Here is a 16527-nt window from a genome sequence, read left to right as displayed (position 1 = left end):
CGAAAAAGCGTGCTGCAGCCCGCAGAAATGCGGGTTGGCGGGTGATTGTGACGGTTAAAATAACTGCGCGGAATGCCCTGGATAATGCCCCGATAGCGTGCAAACCCTGCCAACTGACGTTCGGCAGCGGCCAGCGGTGCCGTTTCGGGTGCCGTTGGCGATGGTTTACGCTAGAATGCACGGCCTCAAAGCACACCCCCTTCCCGAGGCTGTCCCGAAGATGTTGATCCTGCGCGGCGCTCCTGCCCTTTCTGCCTTTCGCCACAGCAAACTCCTTGAGCAACTGAGCCAGAAGGTTCCAGCTGTTACAGGCCTGTACGCTGAATTTGCTCACTTCGCCGAAACCACCGGCGTATTGACCGCCGACGAACAGCAAGTGCTGGCACGCCTTCTGAAGTACGGCCCAAGCGTTCCCGTTCAAGAGCCGACTGGCCGCTTGTTCCTGGTTCTGCCACGGTTCGGCACCATCTCGCCTTGGTCGAGCAAGGCCAGCGACATCGCCCGCAACTGCGGCCTGGAAAAAATCCAGCGCCTGGAGCGTGGTATTGCCTTCTATGTCGCCGGCCAGTTCAGCGACGCCGAAGCCGAGCTGATCGCCAGCAGCCTGCACGACCGCATGACCCAGATCATCGTCGGCCAGCTGGAACAGGCCGCCGGTCTGTTCAGCCACGCCGAACCCAAGCCGCTGACCGCGATTGACGTGCTCGGTGGTGGTCGCGCCGCCCTCGAGAAGGCCAACACCGAACTCGGCCTGGCCCTGGCCGACGACGAGATCGACTACCTGGTCAACGCCTTCAACGGCTTGAAGCGCAACCCGCACGACATCGAACTGATGATGTTCGCCCAGGCCAACTCCGAGCACTGCCGTCACAAGATCTTCAACGCCAGTTGGGACATCGACGGCGAGAGCCAGGAAAAAAGCCTGTTCGGCATGATCAAGAACACCTACGTGATGCACAGCGAAGGCGTTCTGTCGGCTTACAAGGACAACGCCTCGGTCATCGTCGGCTCCGTTGCCGGCCGCTTCTTCCCGGACCCGGAGACCCGCCAGTACGGCGCGGTGCAGGAGCCGGTGCACATCCTGATGAAGGTCGAGACCCACAACCACCCGACCGCGATTGCCCCGTTCCCGGGCGCAGCCACCGGCTCCGGCGGCGAGATCCGCGACGAAGGTGCAACCGGCCGTGGCGCCAAGCCAAAGGCAGGCCTGACCGGTTTCACCGTGTCCAACCTGCAGATCCCGGGCTTCGAACAACCGTGGGAAGTGCCGTACGGCAAGCCTGAGCGCATCGTCACCGCGCTGGACATCATGATCGAAGGCCCGCTGGGCGGCGCTGCGTTCAACAACGAATTCGGCCGTCCGGCGCTGACCGGTTACTTCCGTACGTTCGAGCAGTCCATCACCACCCCGCGTGGCGACGAAGTGCGCGGCTACCACAAGCCGATCATGTTGGCTGGCGGCATGGGCAACATCCGTGAAGAACACGTCAAGAAAGGCGAGATCCTGGTCGGCTCCAAGCTGATCGTGCTCGGCGGCCCGGCAATGTTGATCGGCCTGGGCGGCGGCGCCGCTTCCTCCATGGCCACCGGCACCAGCTCGGCAGACCTGGACTTCGCTTCCGTACAGCGCGAAAACCCAGAGATGGAACGCCGCTGCCAGGAAGTCATCGACCGTTGCTGGCAGTTGGGTGACAAGAACCCGATCAGCTTCATCCACGACGTCGGCGCCGGCGGCTTGTCCAACGCCTTCCCGGAGCTGGTCAACGATGGCGACCGTGGTGGCCGTTTCGAACTGCGCAACATTCCAAACGACGAGCCGGGCATGGCCCCGCACGAAATCTGGAGCAACGAATCCCAGGAACGCTACGTGCTGGCTGTTGGCGCAGAAGACTTCGCGCGCTTCCAGGCCATCTGCGAACGCGAGCGTTGCCCGTTCGCCGTGGTCGGCGAAGCGACTGCCGAACCGCAACTGACGGTCACCGACAGCCACTTCGGCAACAGCCCGGTGGACATGCCGCTGGAAGTGCTGCTGGGCAAAGCCCCGCGCATGCACCGTTCGGCCGTGCGTGAAACCGAACTGGGCGACGATTTCGACCCAAGCACGCTGGATCTGTCCGACAGCATCGAACGCGTGCTGCACCACCCGGCCGTGGCGAGCAAAAGCTTCCTGATCACCATCGGCGACCGCACCATCACTGGCCTGGTTGCCCGTGACCAGATGGTCGGCCCGTGGCAGGTTCCGGTGGCTGACGTTGCCGTCACCGCCACCAGCTTCGACGTCTACACAGGTGAAGCCATGGCCATGGGCGAGCGCACGCCGCTGGCCTTGCTGGACGCTCCGGCGTCGGGCCGCATGGCCATCGGTGAGACCCTCACCAACATCGCCGCGTCGCGCATCGGTAAATTGTCTGACATCAAACTGTCGGCCAACTGGATGTCCGCTGCCGGTCACCCGGGTGAAGACGCGCGCCTGTACGACACTGTCAAAGCCGTCGGCATGGAACTGTGCCCTGAGCTGGGCATCACCATTCCGGTGGGCAAGGACTCCATGTCCATGGCCACCCGTTGGAACGAAGATGGCGTCGACAAGACGGTCACTTCGCCGCTGTCGCTGATCGTCACCGGTTTTGCACCGGTCACCGACATCCGCCAGACCCTGACCCCGCAACTGCGCATGGACAAGGGCACCACCGACCTGATCCTGATCGACCTGGGCCGTGGCCAGAACCGCATGGGCGCGTCGATCCTCGCGCAAACCCATGGCAAGCTGGGCAAGCAGGCGCCGGACGTCGATGACGCCGAAGACCTCAAGGCCTTCTTCGCGGTGATCCAGGGCTTGAACGCCGACGGCCACCTGCTGGCTTACCATGACCGTTCCGACGGCGGTTTGCTGACCAGCGTCGTGGAAATGGCCTTCGCCGGTCACTGCGGCCTGAACATCGTGCTCGACAGCGTTGCCGAGGATAAGTCCGAGATCAACGGCATCCTGTTCAACGAAGAACTGGGCGCGGTGATCCAGGTTCGCCAGGACGCCACCCCGGACGTGCTTGCACAATTCAGCGCCGCTGGCCTGGGTGATTGCGTGGCGGTGATCGGTCAGCCGATCAACAACGGCCAGATCGACATCGTCTTCAATGGCGACACCGTGTTCGAAGGCCAGCGCCGTCTGCTGCAACGCCAGTGGGCCGAGACCAGCTACCAGATCCAGCGTCTGCGCGACAACGTGGAGTGCGCCGAGCAGGAATTCGACGTGATCCTGGAAGAAGACAACCCGGGCCTGAGCACCAAGCTCAGCTTCGACGTCAATCAGGACATCGCCGCGCCTTACATCAAGAAAGGCATCCGCCCACAAGTGGCGGTACTGCGTGAGCAGGGCGTCAACGGCCAGGTGGAAATGGCGGCCGCGTTCGACCGTGCCGGCTTCAATGCGATCGACGTGCACATGAGCGACATCCTCGCCGGACGTGTTGACCTCAACGAGTTCAAAGGCCTGGTAGCCTGTGGCGGTTTCTCCTACGGCGACGTGTTGGGTGCCGGTGAAGGCTGGGCCAAGTCGGCCCTGTTCAACAGCCGTGCGCGCGATGCGTTCCAGGGCTTCTTCGAGCGCAACGACAGCTTCACCCTGGGTGTGTGCAACGGTTGCCAGATGATGTCCAACCTCAGCGAACTGATCCCGGGCAGCGAGTTCTGGCCGCACTTCGTGCGCAACCGTTCCGAGCAGTTCGAAGCCCGTGTCGCCATGGTGCAGGTGCAGGAGTCCAACTCGATCTTCCTGCAAGGCATGGCCGGTTCGCGCATGCCGATCGCCATCGCCCACGGTGAAGGCCATGCCGAGTTCGAAAGCGAAGAAGCGTTGCTCGAAGCCGACCTGTCCGGCACCGTCGCCCTGCGTTTCGTCGACAACCACGGCAAGGTCACCGAGACCTACCCGGCCAACCCGAACGGCTCGCCGCGCGGGATCACCGGCCTTACCAGCCGCGACGGTCGCGTCACCATCATGATGCCGCACCCGGAGCGTGTATTCCGCGCCGTGCAGAACTCGTGGCGCCCGGAAGAGTGGAACGAAGATGGCGCCTGGATGCGCATGTTCCGCAACGCTCGCGTGTGGGTTAACTAAGACGGTGTACAAGCTCGCCTTCTTTGTGCCCGACAGCCATGTGGAGACGGTGAAGACCGCCGTCTTCGCAGCTGGCGGCGGGCGCATCGGCAGCTACGACAGCTGCGCCTGGCAAGTGCTGGGCCGGGGCCAATTCCGCGCGATGGACGGCAGCCAGCCGTTTATCGGGCAAGTGGGCCAGGTTGAAGTGGTTGAAGAATGGAAGGTTGAGCTGGTGGTGGCGGATGAGTTGATCGCGGCTGTTGTGGCTGCTTTGAAACTCAGCCACCCGTACGAGACGCCAGCGTATGAAGTGTGGCAGTTGGCGGATTTCTGATTCGCATGCTGCAAAAACAACAAACCCGCTGGGCCAGTTTGGTCAGCGGGTTTTTTGTTGTCTGCTAGGGCCTCATCGCAGGCAAGCCAGCTCCCACATTTCGAATGTATTCACAGATCATAAATGTGGGAGCCGGGCTTGCCCGCGATGGGGCCTGTTCAGGCAATGATCAATCAAGCACCAGCCCCAACCTGCCGACCACTGACCAACCGTTCCAACGCCTCACCCAACCCCGACGCCTTGTCACCGATCAGCAAGTGCCAAACACCGCTATCCAATTGGCTCACGCCTTGGCAACCCAGCGCAGTCAGGTCAGCCTCGGACAGCACCGAGTCATCCCCCAGCTCCACCCGCAATCGAGTCATTGCCACCGCTTCCAACTGCCGTACATTCGTCCGGCCACCCAATGCATCCAGCCATTTCTCGGCCTCCTGCACGTTCACCGCGACCGGTTTATCCACAGGCACAACCGTCACCGGCGCACTGGCAACAAACGCAGGCATCGCCAACCGAATCTCATCGGCAATGCTATCGGCCATCGGCCCCACCACCACCTGCAGACTCCCGCCATTCCCCGGCCGTACAACGGCCATGGCGCCCAACGCTTTCAAGTCCGCATCCACTGCTTTATTGCGATCGACCATGTCCAGGCGCAGACGTGTGGTACAGGCACCCACGCTCAGCAAATTGGCGGCACCGCCCAGCGCCCGGAGATAGGCGCTGGCGCGCTGGTTATCGGTCATCACTTCAGCCTGCACTGCCTGGACATCCTCACGCCCCGGTGTTTTCAGGTTGAAACGACGAATGCAGTAGTTGAACACGCTGTAGTAGATCGCCGCGTAAGCCAACCCCACCGGGAACACCAACCAGCCATTGGTGGACTTGCCCCAACCCAGCACCATGTCGATAAACCCACCGGAGAAGGTAAACCCGAGGTGGATATTCAACATGTTGGTCACCGCCATCGACAGCCCGGTCAACAGCGCATGGATCAAGTACAGGAACGGTGCGAGGAACATGAACGCAAATTCAATCGGCTCGGTCACCCCGGTCAAAAACGAGGTCAGCGCCATCGACAGGAAAATCCCGCCCATCACCTTGCGGCGCTCCGGTAATGCATTGCGGTACATCGCCAGGCACGCCGCGGGCAGGCCGAACAGCATGACCGGGAACATGCCGGTCATGAATTGGCCGCCTTTGGGGTCGCCGGCGAAGTAGCGCGTCAGGTCGCCCGTCACCACGGCGCCGGTCGCGGGGTCGGTAAAACTGCCGAACACAAACCACGCCATATTGTTAAGGATATGGTGCAGCCCGGTAACGATCAGCAGGCGGTTGAACACGCCGAACACAAACGCCCCCAGGCTGCCGCTCTCCATCAGCAACACGCCAAAACTATTGATGCCATGCTGGATCGGCGGCCAGATCAAACCAAAGATCACCCCCAGCCCGACCGCGCTGAACCCGGTGACAATCGGCACAAACCGACGCCCGCCAAAAAACGCCAGGTACTCTGGCAGCTTGATGTCCTTGAAGCGGTTATACAGCCCGCCAGCCATCAGGCCGCTGGCGATGCCGGCGAGCATGCCCATGTTGATGCTGGTGTCCATCACCTTGAGGGTGGAGATCATCACCAGGTAACCAATCGCCCCGGCCAGACCGGCGGTGCCGTTGTTGTCGCGGGCAAAGCCCACGGCAATGCCGATGGCGAAGATCAGCGCGAGGTTGGCGAAAATCGCCTGCCCCGCATCGTGCATCACCGCGATGTTCAACAGGTCGGTGTCGCCCAGGCGCAGCAGCAGGCCGGCGATGGGCAGGATCGCGATCGGCAGCATCAGCGCACGGCCAAGGCGTTGCAGGCCTTCGATGAAATGTTGGTACATGGCGAGTCTCCTTTTTTCTTGTTGTTGTCAGCTCAGCGGCCAGTGGTGTTGACAGGCTTGGCGAACCGCCTTGGCGCTGCTCAGGTCGAGCAGGCCCTGGCTCAGTTGCCGGCATTGCGCCGCGTCCAGGTGGCGGACGCGGTCCTTGATTTCACCGATCTGCGGCGGGCTCACCGACAGCTCGCTGACCCCCAGGCCAATCAGCACCGGTGTGGCCAGCGGGTCGGAGGCGAGGGCGCCACACACGCCAACCCAGCGCCCGTGCTTGGCCGCCCCGGCGCAGGTCTGGGCGATCAGCCGCAGCAGTGCCGGGTGCAACGCATCGACCCGCGCGGCGAGGCCTGCGTGGTCGCGGTCCATGGCCAGGGTGTACTGGGACAGGTCGTTGGTGCCGATGGACAGGAAGTCCGCATGCCTGGCCAGTTGCTCAGCCAGCAGCGCGGCGGCGGGCACCTCGATCATCACGCCGAGTTCCGGGCGTTGGGTCAGTCCGAGCTCGACGCAGAGTTCATCCAGGCGCTGGCGGATCTGCAGCAGTTCATCCACTTCGCTGACCATCGGCAGCAGGATGCGGCAACGCGCCAGCGGCGAGACTTGCAGCAGTGCACGCAGTTGTTGATCGAGCAGTTCAGGCCGCACCTGGGCCATGCGGATACCACGCAGGCCCAACACCGGGTTGGCTTCGACCGGCAGCGGTAGATAGTCGAGTTGCTTGTCGCCGCCCACATCGATGGTGCGGATGATCACCGTCTTGTCGCCCATGGCATCCAGCACGGCTTGATAGGCCTGGCGTTGCTCATGCTCATCCGGCGCGGTGCGACGGTCGACAAAGAGGAACTCGGTGCGCAGCAGGCCGACGCCATCGGCGCCGTTTTCGTACGCCACTTGGGCTTCTGCGCTGGAGGCCACATTGGCGGCGACTTCGATGTTCACGCCATCGCTGGTGTACGCCGCTTGTTGGGCTTGGGCCTGTTGCTGTTGGCGCCGCTGTTTCTGCGCGTCGCGGATCTGGTGCACTTCGGCGTGGCGCGTTTCGCTGGGGGTCAGTTCCAGGCGGCCATTGCCGGCGTCCAGCACCACGCGCTGGCCGTGGGGCACGTCGAGTACTTCGGCTCCCAGCGCGACCACGCAGGGCAGGCCTTTGCCTCGGGCGAGGATTGCCACATGGGACGTCGCGCCGCCTTCGGCCATGCAGATGCCGACGGCGTGTTGTGCGCTCAACTGCAACAAGTCCGAGGGGGTCAGTTCGTGGGCGCTGACAATGGCGCCGGCCGGCAGTTCGAAATGCCAGGCTTCACCCAGCAAGGCGCGCAACACACGTTGTTGCAGGTCGCGCAGGTCATTGGCGCGCTCGGCAAACAGCGGTTTGCCCAGGCCCAGCAACACCGCGCATTGGGCCTGGATCGCATCGCGCCAGGCGTGGGTGGCGGCGCTGCCGTGTTCGATGGCGCGGGTGGCCGCGTCGAGTAATGTCGGGTCTTCCAGCAGGGCCAGGTGGGCGGCGAAGATGTCTTCCTCGTCGACGTTCTTGCGCTGGCGGGCGTGGTCGAGGGTGCTGCGGATTTCGCTACGTACCTGTTCCAGTGCCGTGTCCAAGTGTTGCAACTGTTCGTCGGCGGAGTGCTGGCCGGGGTCCTGCGGCAGTTCGATGCCGGTCAGGCGCACCAGTGGCCCGCACACCAGGCCGGGGGCCGCGCACACGCCTTGCAATACACCGGCTTCGCGGTTCGCGCGGCGCGGCGTGATAGTCACCGGCGCGTGAGGTTCTTCGCCGACCGCCACTGACAACGCCGCGACCAATGCCTGCAACGCCGCCGCCGAATCTTTGCCGCGGCAGGTGACGCGCACCTCATCGCCTTCACCAATCCCCAGCCCCAACAGCCCGATCAGGCTGTCGCACGGCGCCGATTTGCCGGCGAAATGCAGCTGCGCCTGGCTGCTGAAACCCTGGGCCGCCTTGCGGATCAACGCCGCCGGACGCGCATGCAAACCGCCCCGGTGGGTGATGCGCACACTGGCGCTGCTTTCGCTCGCGGTGTTATCCACAGGCGCTTCAACCGCAGCTGCCGAGCGCGCCACGATCTGCAGCAACGGCTCGCCGACCTTGACGGATTTTCCCGCGACCGCGCGTAGTTCAAAGTGCTCGCCGTTGGTCAGGATAATCAGGCTGACCAGGCTCCTGCACTGCCGCGCAATGCGGTCCAGATCAAACTGTATCAACGCCTGCCCCTGGCTCACCCGTGCACCGTCCTTGACCAGCAGCGCGAACCCTTCGCCATTCAGCTCCACGGTGTCGATGCCCACATGCATCAACACCTCGGCGCCGTTGTCGGCACGAATCGTCAGGGCATGCCCGGTGCGGGCGACGTGGATGATCATGCCGTCACAGGGCGCATGCAGGCAGTCGTTGAGCGGGTCGATGGCAATGCCGTCGCCGATGGCGCCGCTGGCGAACACTTCGTCGGGAACGTCGCCGAGGGCCAGTACTGGCCCGCTTAACGGGGCGCTGAGGGTCAATTCATTATTGTTGTAGGACATCGGTACGGTACTCATCAGGAAAACGCGGCAATCGACTCAGTGAGTGCGAGTGACTTTGCTCAGGTGGCGCGGCTGGTCCGGGTTCATGCCCCGGGCGACGGCGAGGCCTGCGGCCATCACGTAGAAACTCTGGATCGCCAGGATCGGGTCCAGGCTCGGGTGTTCGGCGCGGTTCAGGGTCAGGTCGCGCTCGGCGATGTCGTCCGGTGCGGCCAGCAGCACGCGGGCGCCGCGTTGGCGCATATCGGCGGCCAGGCTCAACAGGCCGGCTTGCTCGGCGCCGCGTGGGGCGAAGACCAGTAGCGGGTAGTTGTCGCCAATCAACGCCATCGGGCCGTGGCGCACTTCGGCGCTGCTGAAGGCTTCGGCCTGGATCGCCGAGGTTTCCTTGAGTTTGAGTGCGGCTTCCTGGGCGATGGCAAACCCGGCACCACGGCCGATCACCATCAGTTGCTGGCAACCGCGCAGGGCTTCAATGGCTGCGGACCAGTCCTGCCGGGCCGCTTCGCGCAGGCCGTCGGGCAGTGCCTGGCAGGCTTGCAGCAAATCCGCTTCGCCGTTCCAGTGGCCGACCAACTGCGCGCTGGCGCTGAGGGTGGCGATAAAGCTCTTGGTGGCGGCGACACTCTGTTCCGGCCCTGCGCACAGCGGTACGTGAAATTCGCAGGCGGCCTCCAGCGGCGAGTCTTCGGCGTTGACCATCGAGATACTCAGCGCGCCGCGCTTGCGCAGCAGGCGCAGGCTGTTGACCAGGTCCGGGCTCTGTCCCGATTGAGAGAAACCGAACGCCACCTGGCCGCTGACCTTCATTGGCGCTTGCAGCAACGTCACCACCGACATCGGCAACGAGGCGACCGGAATGCCCACATGCTGCATCGCCAGGTAGGCAAAGTAGCTGGCGGCGTGGTCCGAGCTGCCGCGCGCGATGGTCATCGCCACTTGCGGCGGCTGGCGCTGCAGGCGCCCGGCGATTTCCTCGAGCAGCGGCTGCAGGCGTTGCAGTTGGGCGGCGACGGCGTCGCAGGAGGCCAGGGCCTCTTCAAGCATTTTTGAAGTCAATGGTTTCTCCTTCGACCATTACGTCGGTGAGTTGCAGGGAGCGGTCCAGGCGCACGCAGTCGGCAAAGCTGCCGGGTTGCAGGCGGCCGCGTTCTTCCAGGCCCAGGTAGTCCGCCGGAAATTGCGACAGGCGTTGTGAGGCTTCGCTGATGGGCAGGCCGATTTTCACCAGGTTGCGCAGCGCCTGATCCATGGTCAGCGTGCTGCCGGCCAGGGTGCCGTCGGCCAGGCGCACGCCGCCCAGGCATTTGGTCACGGTGTGGCTGCCCAGCTTGTATTCGCCGTCGGGCATGCCGGCGGCGGCAGTGGAGTCGGTGACGCAGTACAGGCAGGGGATCGCGCGCAGGGCCACGCGCATGGCGCCGGGGTGCACGTGCAGCAAGTCGGGAATCAGCTCGGCGTACTTGGCGTGGGCCAACGCGGCGCCGACGATGCCTGGCTCACGGTGATGCAGCGGGCTCATGGCGTTGTACAAATGGGTGAAGCTGCTGGCGCCGGCGGCGAGGGCGGCGACACCTTCTTCGTAGCTGCCCAGGGTATGGCCGATCTGCATGCGGATGCCGCGTGCGCTGAGGGCGCGGATCAAGGCGTCATGGCCGGCGATTTCCGGGGCGATGGTGATCACGCGGATCGGCGCCAGGCGCAGGTAGGCTTGCACTTCATCCATCAACGCGGTGTGGGCGAAGTTGGGCTGGGCGCCGAGTTTTCCCGGATTGATGTAGGGCCCTTCCAGATGAACGCCAAGTACCCGGGCGCAGCCTGTAGGGCGTTGCTCGCAGAAGCTGCCGAGTTGCTCGAGCACACGGGAGATCTCGTCCACCGGCGCGGTCATGGTCGTGGCCAGCATTGACGTGGTGCCAAAGCGCACGTGGGTGCGGGTAATGGTCTGGAAGGCGGCAACGCCTTCCATGATGTCCTTGCCGCCACCGCCGTGCACATGCAGGTCGATAAAGCCCGGCAGCAGGTAGGGCAAATCGTTGCTGGCCGGGTCGCAAGGCGCGCCGTCGATGGCGACCACCTTGCCGTGTTCGTGCACCAGGCGGCCGCGCATCCAGCCGTGGGGCGTGAGGATATTGTCTTCGGACATGGCAGTTCTCTAAGGCCGCAACTCGGCGGCAAAGTCATAGCGGCGCAGCTCTGCGACAAAGTCGTAGTAGTCGTTGCGGCAATAGGTGTCGGTGATTTCAATCGGCGTGTTGTCGGCGGTGTAGCCCACGCGGGTCATCAGCAGCATGGCGGTGCCGGGGGCGATGCCGACCAGCTTGGCGAATTCGTCCGAGGCGTTGATCGCCTGGATGTGTTGCAAGGCGCGCACGATGGGTTTGCCAATGCCTTCCAGGTATTCGTACAGCGAGCTGCCGACCACCTGTGGGTTGGGCAAGACGGTGGCGGGCATGGCGGTCATTTCAATGGCCATCACCGTGTCGTCGGCTTTGCGCAGGCGCTTGAGGCGCGCGACTTTGTCGGTAGGCGACAGGCACAGGCGGATCAGTTCTTCGTGGGTCGGCGGGGTGATGTCGCGCTCCAGCCATTGGGAGCTGGGCACAAAGCCCTTGAGGCGCAGCATCTCGCTGAAACCGGACAGGCGTGACAACGGCTGCTCCAGGCGCGGCGTGATAAAGGTGCCCGAGCCTTGGCTGCGGCGGATCAGGCCTTGGGCAAACAGCACTTCCAGGGCTTTGCGGGCGGTGACCCGCGAGATGCTCAACTGCTCGCACAGCGCCCGTTCCGAGGGCAGCGCCTGTTCGGACGTCCACTGGCCGGCATGGATCGCCGCTTCCAGTTTGCGCGCCAGTTGCAGGTACAGCGGCGTGGATTGCTTGTCGTCGGGGCGCAGGGCCAGGATGGGGTTCATCGTTCAGGTTTCCGATGCGGTTATTGGAGTGTTGTCGCCCGGTATTGGCCGGAAATTAATACCACTTAAATACCATGTCAATGCAGCCAAAATGGTGCGGGCCAGGGTTTTAGAGCCCTGTAGTGGGGCTTGTTATCAAGTGGTATTAGAGAGGTCTTTGTTGCGCGCAGAACAGCGCAGCCCGGCGCGGTGAACTGGTATTCACCGGCGGGCGTGATCTGAGGTGGGATTTTTTTTGAATTAATTTACGAACGGTCGACGATTACGGACGAATCTCGATCAGGGTGCCGTCCTTGACCAGGTTCCACACTTCCCGCATGTCGACGTTGCGCATGCCGATGCAGCCGTCGGTCCAGTCCAGGGTGTGGAACCACTGCTCCGGGTATTCTTCGGTGTCGGGGGTGCCGTGGATCATGATCATGCTGCCGGGCTTCACGCCTTCGCGGCGGGCGCGTGCGGCGTCGCTGATATTGGGGTAGGAAATGTGCATGGCCAGGTTGAAGCGCTCGCTGGTCTTGCGCCAGTCGAGCCAGTACAGGCCCTCCGGCGTGCGGCGGTCGCCCTCGACCAGTTTTTGGCCCTTGGGGTTCTTGCCGAGGGAAATGCGGTAGGTCTTGAGGGGCTTGCCGTCGTTGATCAACTGCAATTGGTGGGCGGACTTGAGGACCAGGACTTTTTCGACGGTTTTGCCGCCGATGGTTTCTACGGTGGAGGCCGATGACAACGTAGCGAACGACAGGCAGATAAGAGCGAGCAACAAACGCATTAAAACGGTTTCCCTGAGAAAAAGTGCTGCCTGGAATTATTTGGGCGACGGCATCATCGGCGGCACCGCTTCGCTGCGCACCGGGAACTGCTGTTGGCGGCGGTCAGCGAAAAAGCATTCTAAGGTACGCCCGACCGTGCGGAAAGCCAGCTCGGACCAAGGGATGTCGGCTTCGTCGAACAGCTGCACTTCAAGGCTTTCGGGGCCTGCGGCGAAATCCAGGTCGACCAGTTCGGCACGGTAGAAGATGTGTACCTGGTTGATGTGGGGCACATCGATCAGGGTGTAGATGCTCAGGTTGCACACACGGGCGCAGGCTTCTTCCAGGGTTTCGCGGGCGGCGGCCTGTTCGACGGTCTCGCCGTTTTCCATGAAGCCGGCGGGCAGGGTCCAGTAACCCAGGCGCGGTTCGATGGCGCGGCGGCACAGCAGCACTTTATCGCCCCACACCGGCACGGTGCCGGCCACGATATTGGGGTTCTGATAATGAATGGTCGAACAGTGATCACACACAAAACGCAGGCGGCCGTCGCCGTCGGGGATGCGTTGGGTGACCGGTTTACCGCACTGGCTGCAGAAATTCATGCTGGGGTTCCTGGAAAGTGCGTCTATCTTGGCGTGGAGGGCAGGGCGCTGCAACAAGTTGTCGTTTCGCGACACCGACAGGGTTTTGGGGTTGGGCACCCGCACGCTTTGGTGCATGATGCAAGGTAGCCAACAGACCGAGATGACTCATGCTGGACGAGCTACTTCGCCGGGTAAGCAATCACACCCCCCACACGCTGGAAACTGACGGACGTTTCCCCGAGGCCGCGGTGCTGGTGCCGATTACCCGTAGTGACGAACCTGAGCTGATCCTGACCCTGCGCGCCAGCGGCCTGTCGACCCACGGTGGCGAAGTGGCCTTCCCCGGCGGGCGCCGTGACCCCGAAGACCCGGACCTGATCTTTACCGCCTTGCGCGAGGCCGAAGAAGAAATCGGCCTGCCGCCCGGCCTGGTGGAGGTGATCGGCCCGTTGAGCCCGTTGATTTCCCTGCATGGCATTCGGGTCACGCCTTATGTCGGCGTTATCCCCGATTACGTCGAATACCTGGCCAACGACGCCGAGATTGCCGCCGTTTTCAGCGTGCCTTTGGAGTTCTTCCGACAGGACCCGCGTGAACATACCCACAGGATCGATTACCAGGGCCGCAGTTGGTACGTGCCCAGTTATCGGTTTGGCGAATACAAGATCTGGGGCCTGACGGCGATCATGATCGTCGAGCTGATCAACCTGCTCTATGACGACGCCAAGATCAGCCTGCATCAGCCCCCCAAGAGCTTCATCAATAGCTAAAAGCCATCGTTTGAATGGCATGCCGTGAGGACACACCATGAAATACCGCCTGGGCGACGCCCGCGTCGAGACCCATCCCCACAGCTGGGTGGCCCCCAATGCCACGCTGGTGGGCAAGGTCAAGCTGGAGGAGGGCGCCAACGTCTGGTTCAACGCGGTGTTGCGTGGCGACAACGAGCTGATCCTGATTGGCAAGAACAGCAATGTGCAAGACGGCAGCGTGATGCACACCGACATGGGCTACCCGCTGACCCTGGGCACCGGCGTGACCATCGGCCACAACGCCATGTTGCACGGCTGTACCGTCGACGACTACAGCCTGATTGGCATCAACGCGGTGATCCTCAATGGCGCCAGGATTGGCAAGCATTGCATCATCGGCGCCAATTCGCTGATCGGCGAAGGCAAGGAAATCCCTGACGGCTCGCTGGTGATGGGTTCGCCGGGCAAGGTGGTGCGTGAGTTGACCGAGGCGCAGAAGAAGATGCTGGAAGCCAGCGCCGCACACTATGTGCACAACTCGCAGCGTTATGCGCGTGACTTGGCTGAGCAGGAAGAATGAACCCGATTGAACGCCCCGTTGCCTCGCCGTGCGTGAGTATTTGTGCGCTGGATGACGACGATATTTGCACCGGCTGCCAGCGCACCGTGGATGAGATCACGCGCTGGGGGCGCATGGACAATGCCGAGCGCCGTGTGGTGTTGGGGTTGTGCCATGAGCGTGCGGTGGCGGCGGGGATGGTGTTTATGGTTTCGGGGAAACCAGGCGCCTGATAGATCGCTTTCGCGAGCAAGCCCGCTCCCACAGTTGAACGCATTCCTACAGAATAAACGCGGTCCAAATGTGGGAGCGGGCTTGCTCGCGAAGGGGCCCGCCCCGACGACATATTTCCAATTGTGAAGTACCCTGTGCGGCATAACCCACAGGTCCACTTTCCCATGCTCTTCCTGATCGCCTACATCAGCAGCGTCGTGCTGATCAACTTCGCCTTCTCCACCGCCCCGCACCTGGATGTCATCTGGTCAGCCTGGGGTGGCCTGGTGTTTATCCTGCGCGACATGGTGCAAACCCGCTTCGGCCACGGTGCAATCGTCGCCATGCTGGCGGCGCTGGTGCTGTCCTATGTCACGTCCGATCCGGCGATCGCGCTGGCCAGCGCCACGGCGTTTGCGGTGTCCGAGTGCATCGACTGGCTGGTGTTCAGCATCACCAAGCGTGCGCTTCACGACCGCCTGTGGATAAGCTCGGCGCTGAGCATTCCCCTCGATACCTTTATCTTTTTCGGCTTGATCGGTGCGCTTACCCCGGCCGTGGCGGGCACGGCGCTGGTGTCGAAATTCGCCGGGGTCACGGTGGTGTGGCTGATCATGGCCTGGCGCGTGCACAAGCGAGCTGTCGCCAACTGAGGCCAATTCTTGCAGTTCATGTAAAATGCCGGCCTTTCTCCCCATGATCCGCTCCCCTGAGGACCTGAGATGACCCGAATCGGAACTCCATTGTCGCCAACCGCGACCCGCGTTTTGCTGTGTGGCTGCGGTGAGCTGGGCAAGGAAGTGGTAATCGAGCTGCAACGCCTGGGCGTTGAAGTGATTGCCGTGGATCGCTACGCCAATGCGCCGGCCATGCAGGTCGCGCACCGCAGCCACGTGATCAATATGCTCGACGGCGCCGCCCTGCGTGCGGTGATCGAGGCCGAGAAGCCGCACTTCATCGTGCCGGAAATCGAAGCCATCGCCACCGCCACCCTGGTAGAGCTGGAAGCCGAAGGCTTCACCGTGATCCCGACTGCGCGCGCGACCTCGCTGACCATGAACCGCGAAGGCATCCGTCGCCTGGCCGCCGAAGAGCTGGACCTGCCGACCTCGCCGTATCACTTCGCCGATACCTTCGAAGACTACAGCAAGGCCGTCCAGGACCTGGGCTTCCCGTGCGTGGTCAAGCCGGTGATGAGTTCGTCGGGCAAGGGCCAGAGCCTGCTGCGCAGCACCGACGACGTGCAGAAAGCCTGGGAGTACGCCCAGGAAGGCGGGCGCGCCGGCAAGGGGCGGGTGATCATCGAAGGCTTTATCGACTTCGACTACGAAATCACCTTGCTGACCGTGCGCCACATTGGCGGCACTACCTTCTGCGCGCCGGTTGGTCATCGTCAGGAGAAGGGCGATTACCAGGAGTCCTGGCAGCCGCAGGCCATGAGCCCGATTGCCCTGGCAGAATCCGAGCGCGTTGCCAAGGCGGTCACCGAAGCATTGGGTGGCCGTGGTCTGTTTGGCGTGGAGTTGTTCATCAAGGGCGATCAGGTGTGGTTCAGCGAAGTTTCGCCGCGCCCGCATGACACCGGCCTGGTGACGCTGATTTCCCAGGATCTGTCGCAGTTTGCCCTGCACGCGCGGGCGATTCTGGGCTTGCCGATCCCCTTGATCCGTCAGTTCGGGCCTTCGGCGTCGGCGGTGATTCTGGTGGAAGGGCAGTCGACCCAGACGGCATTCGCCAACCTCGGTGCGGCCTTGAGCGAGCCGGATACGGCGTTGCGCCTGTTTGGCAAGCCGCAAGTGAATGGTCAGCGCCGCATGGGCGTGGCGTTGGCGCGGGATGAGTCGATTGAAGCGGCTCGGGCTAAAGCGACCCGTGCTTCGAAGGCTGTTGTGGTAGAGCTGTAAC

Annotated in this window: 14 protein-coding genes; 7 read left to right on the top strand and 7 right to left on the bottom strand. The window is 63.1% G+C overall.

Annotation, left to right across the window (positions count from 1 at the left end; all coding sequences use genetic code 11):
• Positions 1–220: 220 nt before the first annotated feature.
• Positions 221–4117 carry a phosphoribosylformylglycinamidine synthase gene (gene purL, locus LIY36_RS16435; RefSeq protein WP_226456304.1) on the top strand — a complete coding sequence of 1299 codons (3897 nt, stop codon included), beginning with the start codon at positions 221–223 and terminating at the stop codon, positions 4115–4117.
• 4 nt (positions 4118–4121) lie between these two features.
• The gene (locus LIY36_RS16430) at positions 4122–4433 is read left to right on the top strand and encodes an NGG1p interacting factor NIF3 (protein WP_226456303.1); all 312 of its coding nucleotides are present in this window, start codon (positions 4122–4124) and stop codon (positions 4431–4433) included.
• A 173-nt stretch (positions 4434–4606) separates the two neighbouring features.
• Here LIY36_RS16430 and nagE read toward each other — a convergent pair whose 3' ends face one another.
• The 7 genes from nagE to LIY36_RS16395 all read right to left on the bottom strand — a co-directional run bounded on the left by nagE (position 4607) and on the right by LIY36_RS16395 (position 13116).
• Positions 4607–6313, bottom strand: coding sequence for an N-acetylglucosamine-specific PTS transporter subunit IIBC (nagE, locus tag LIY36_RS16425; protein WP_226456302.1), 1707 nt, complete (start codon positions 6311–6313; stop codon positions 4607–4609).
• A 27-nt stretch (positions 6314–6340) separates the two neighbouring features.
• Positions 6341–8851, bottom strand: coding sequence for a phosphoenolpyruvate--protein phosphotransferase (gene ptsP / locus LIY36_RS16420; protein WP_226456301.1), 2511 nt, complete (start codon positions 8849–8851; stop codon positions 6341–6343).
• Between the two features lie 36 nt (positions 8852–8887).
• A complete protein-coding gene (locus LIY36_RS16415; protein WP_370694926.1) occupies positions 8888–9898 on the bottom strand; it encodes an SIS domain-containing protein in 1011 nt (336 codons plus the stop codon).
• Complete coding sequence (nagA, locus tag LIY36_RS16410) at positions 9891–10997, bottom strand: N-acetylglucosamine-6-phosphate deacetylase (RefSeq protein ID WP_192299535.1); 1107 nt, start codon at positions 10995–10997, stop codon at positions 9891–9893. The genes LIY36_RS16415 and nagA overlap by 8 nt, the downstream gene beginning before the upstream one ends.
• Before the next feature lie 9 nt (positions 10998–11006).
• On the bottom strand, positions 11007–11765 hold the full coding sequence (locus LIY36_RS16405) for a GntR family transcriptional regulator (protein WP_192299534.1): 759 nt from the start codon (positions 11763–11765) through the stop codon (positions 11007–11009).
• Between the two features lie 262 nt (positions 11766–12027).
• Positions 12028–12531, bottom strand: coding sequence for a L,D-transpeptidase family protein (locus LIY36_RS16400; RefSeq protein WP_192299533.1), 504 nt, complete (start codon positions 12529–12531; stop codon positions 12028–12030).
• Positions 12532–12567: 36 nt separating this feature from the next.
• Entirely contained in the window at positions 12568–13116 is a 549-nt protein-coding gene (locus LIY36_RS16395; protein WP_192299532.1) for an NUDIX hydrolase, read from the bottom strand.
• Positions 13117–13265: 149 nt separating this feature from the next.
• Between LIY36_RS16395 and LIY36_RS16390 the strand changes: the two genes are divergently transcribed.
• The 5 genes from LIY36_RS16390 (at position 13266) to purT (ending at position 16526) form a co-directional block, all read left to right on the top strand.
• A complete protein-coding gene (locus LIY36_RS16390; protein WP_192299531.1) occupies positions 13266–13868 on the top strand; it encodes a CoA pyrophosphatase in 603 nt (200 codons plus the stop codon).
• Between the two features lie 37 nt (positions 13869–13905).
• Entirely contained in the window at positions 13906–14430 is a 525-nt protein-coding gene (locus tag LIY36_RS16385) for a gamma carbonic anhydrase family protein (RefSeq protein ID WP_192299530.1), read from the top strand.
• On the top strand, positions 14427–14642 hold the full coding sequence (locus LIY36_RS16380; protein WP_226456299.1) for a DUF1289 domain-containing protein: 216 nt from the start codon (positions 14427–14429) through the stop codon (positions 14640–14642). The genes LIY36_RS16385 and LIY36_RS16380 overlap by 4 nt, the downstream gene beginning before the upstream one ends.
• Before the next feature lie 165 nt (positions 14643–14807).
• The gene (locus LIY36_RS16375; protein WP_192299528.1) at positions 14808–15275 is read left to right on the top strand and encodes a VUT family protein; all 468 of its coding nucleotides are present in this window, start codon (positions 14808–14810) and stop codon (positions 15273–15275) included.
• A 69-nt stretch (positions 15276–15344) separates the two neighbouring features.
• Positions 15345–16526 (top strand): formate-dependent phosphoribosylglycinamide formyltransferase, encoded by a 1182-nt coding sequence (gene purT / locus LIY36_RS16370; protein WP_152746777.1) that lies wholly within the window; start codon positions 15345–15347, stop codon positions 16524–16526.
• Position 16527 lies beyond the last annotated feature (1 nt).

The sequence above is a fragment of the Pseudomonas sp. AF03-9 genome (genome assembly GCF_020515815.1).
Classification (GTDB): domain Bacteria; phylum Pseudomonadota; class Gammaproteobacteria; order Pseudomonadales; family Pseudomonadaceae; genus Aquipseudomonas.
Note: the sequence above shows the minus strand (reverse complement) of the source record. Positions and strands in the feature narration are given on the sequence as shown.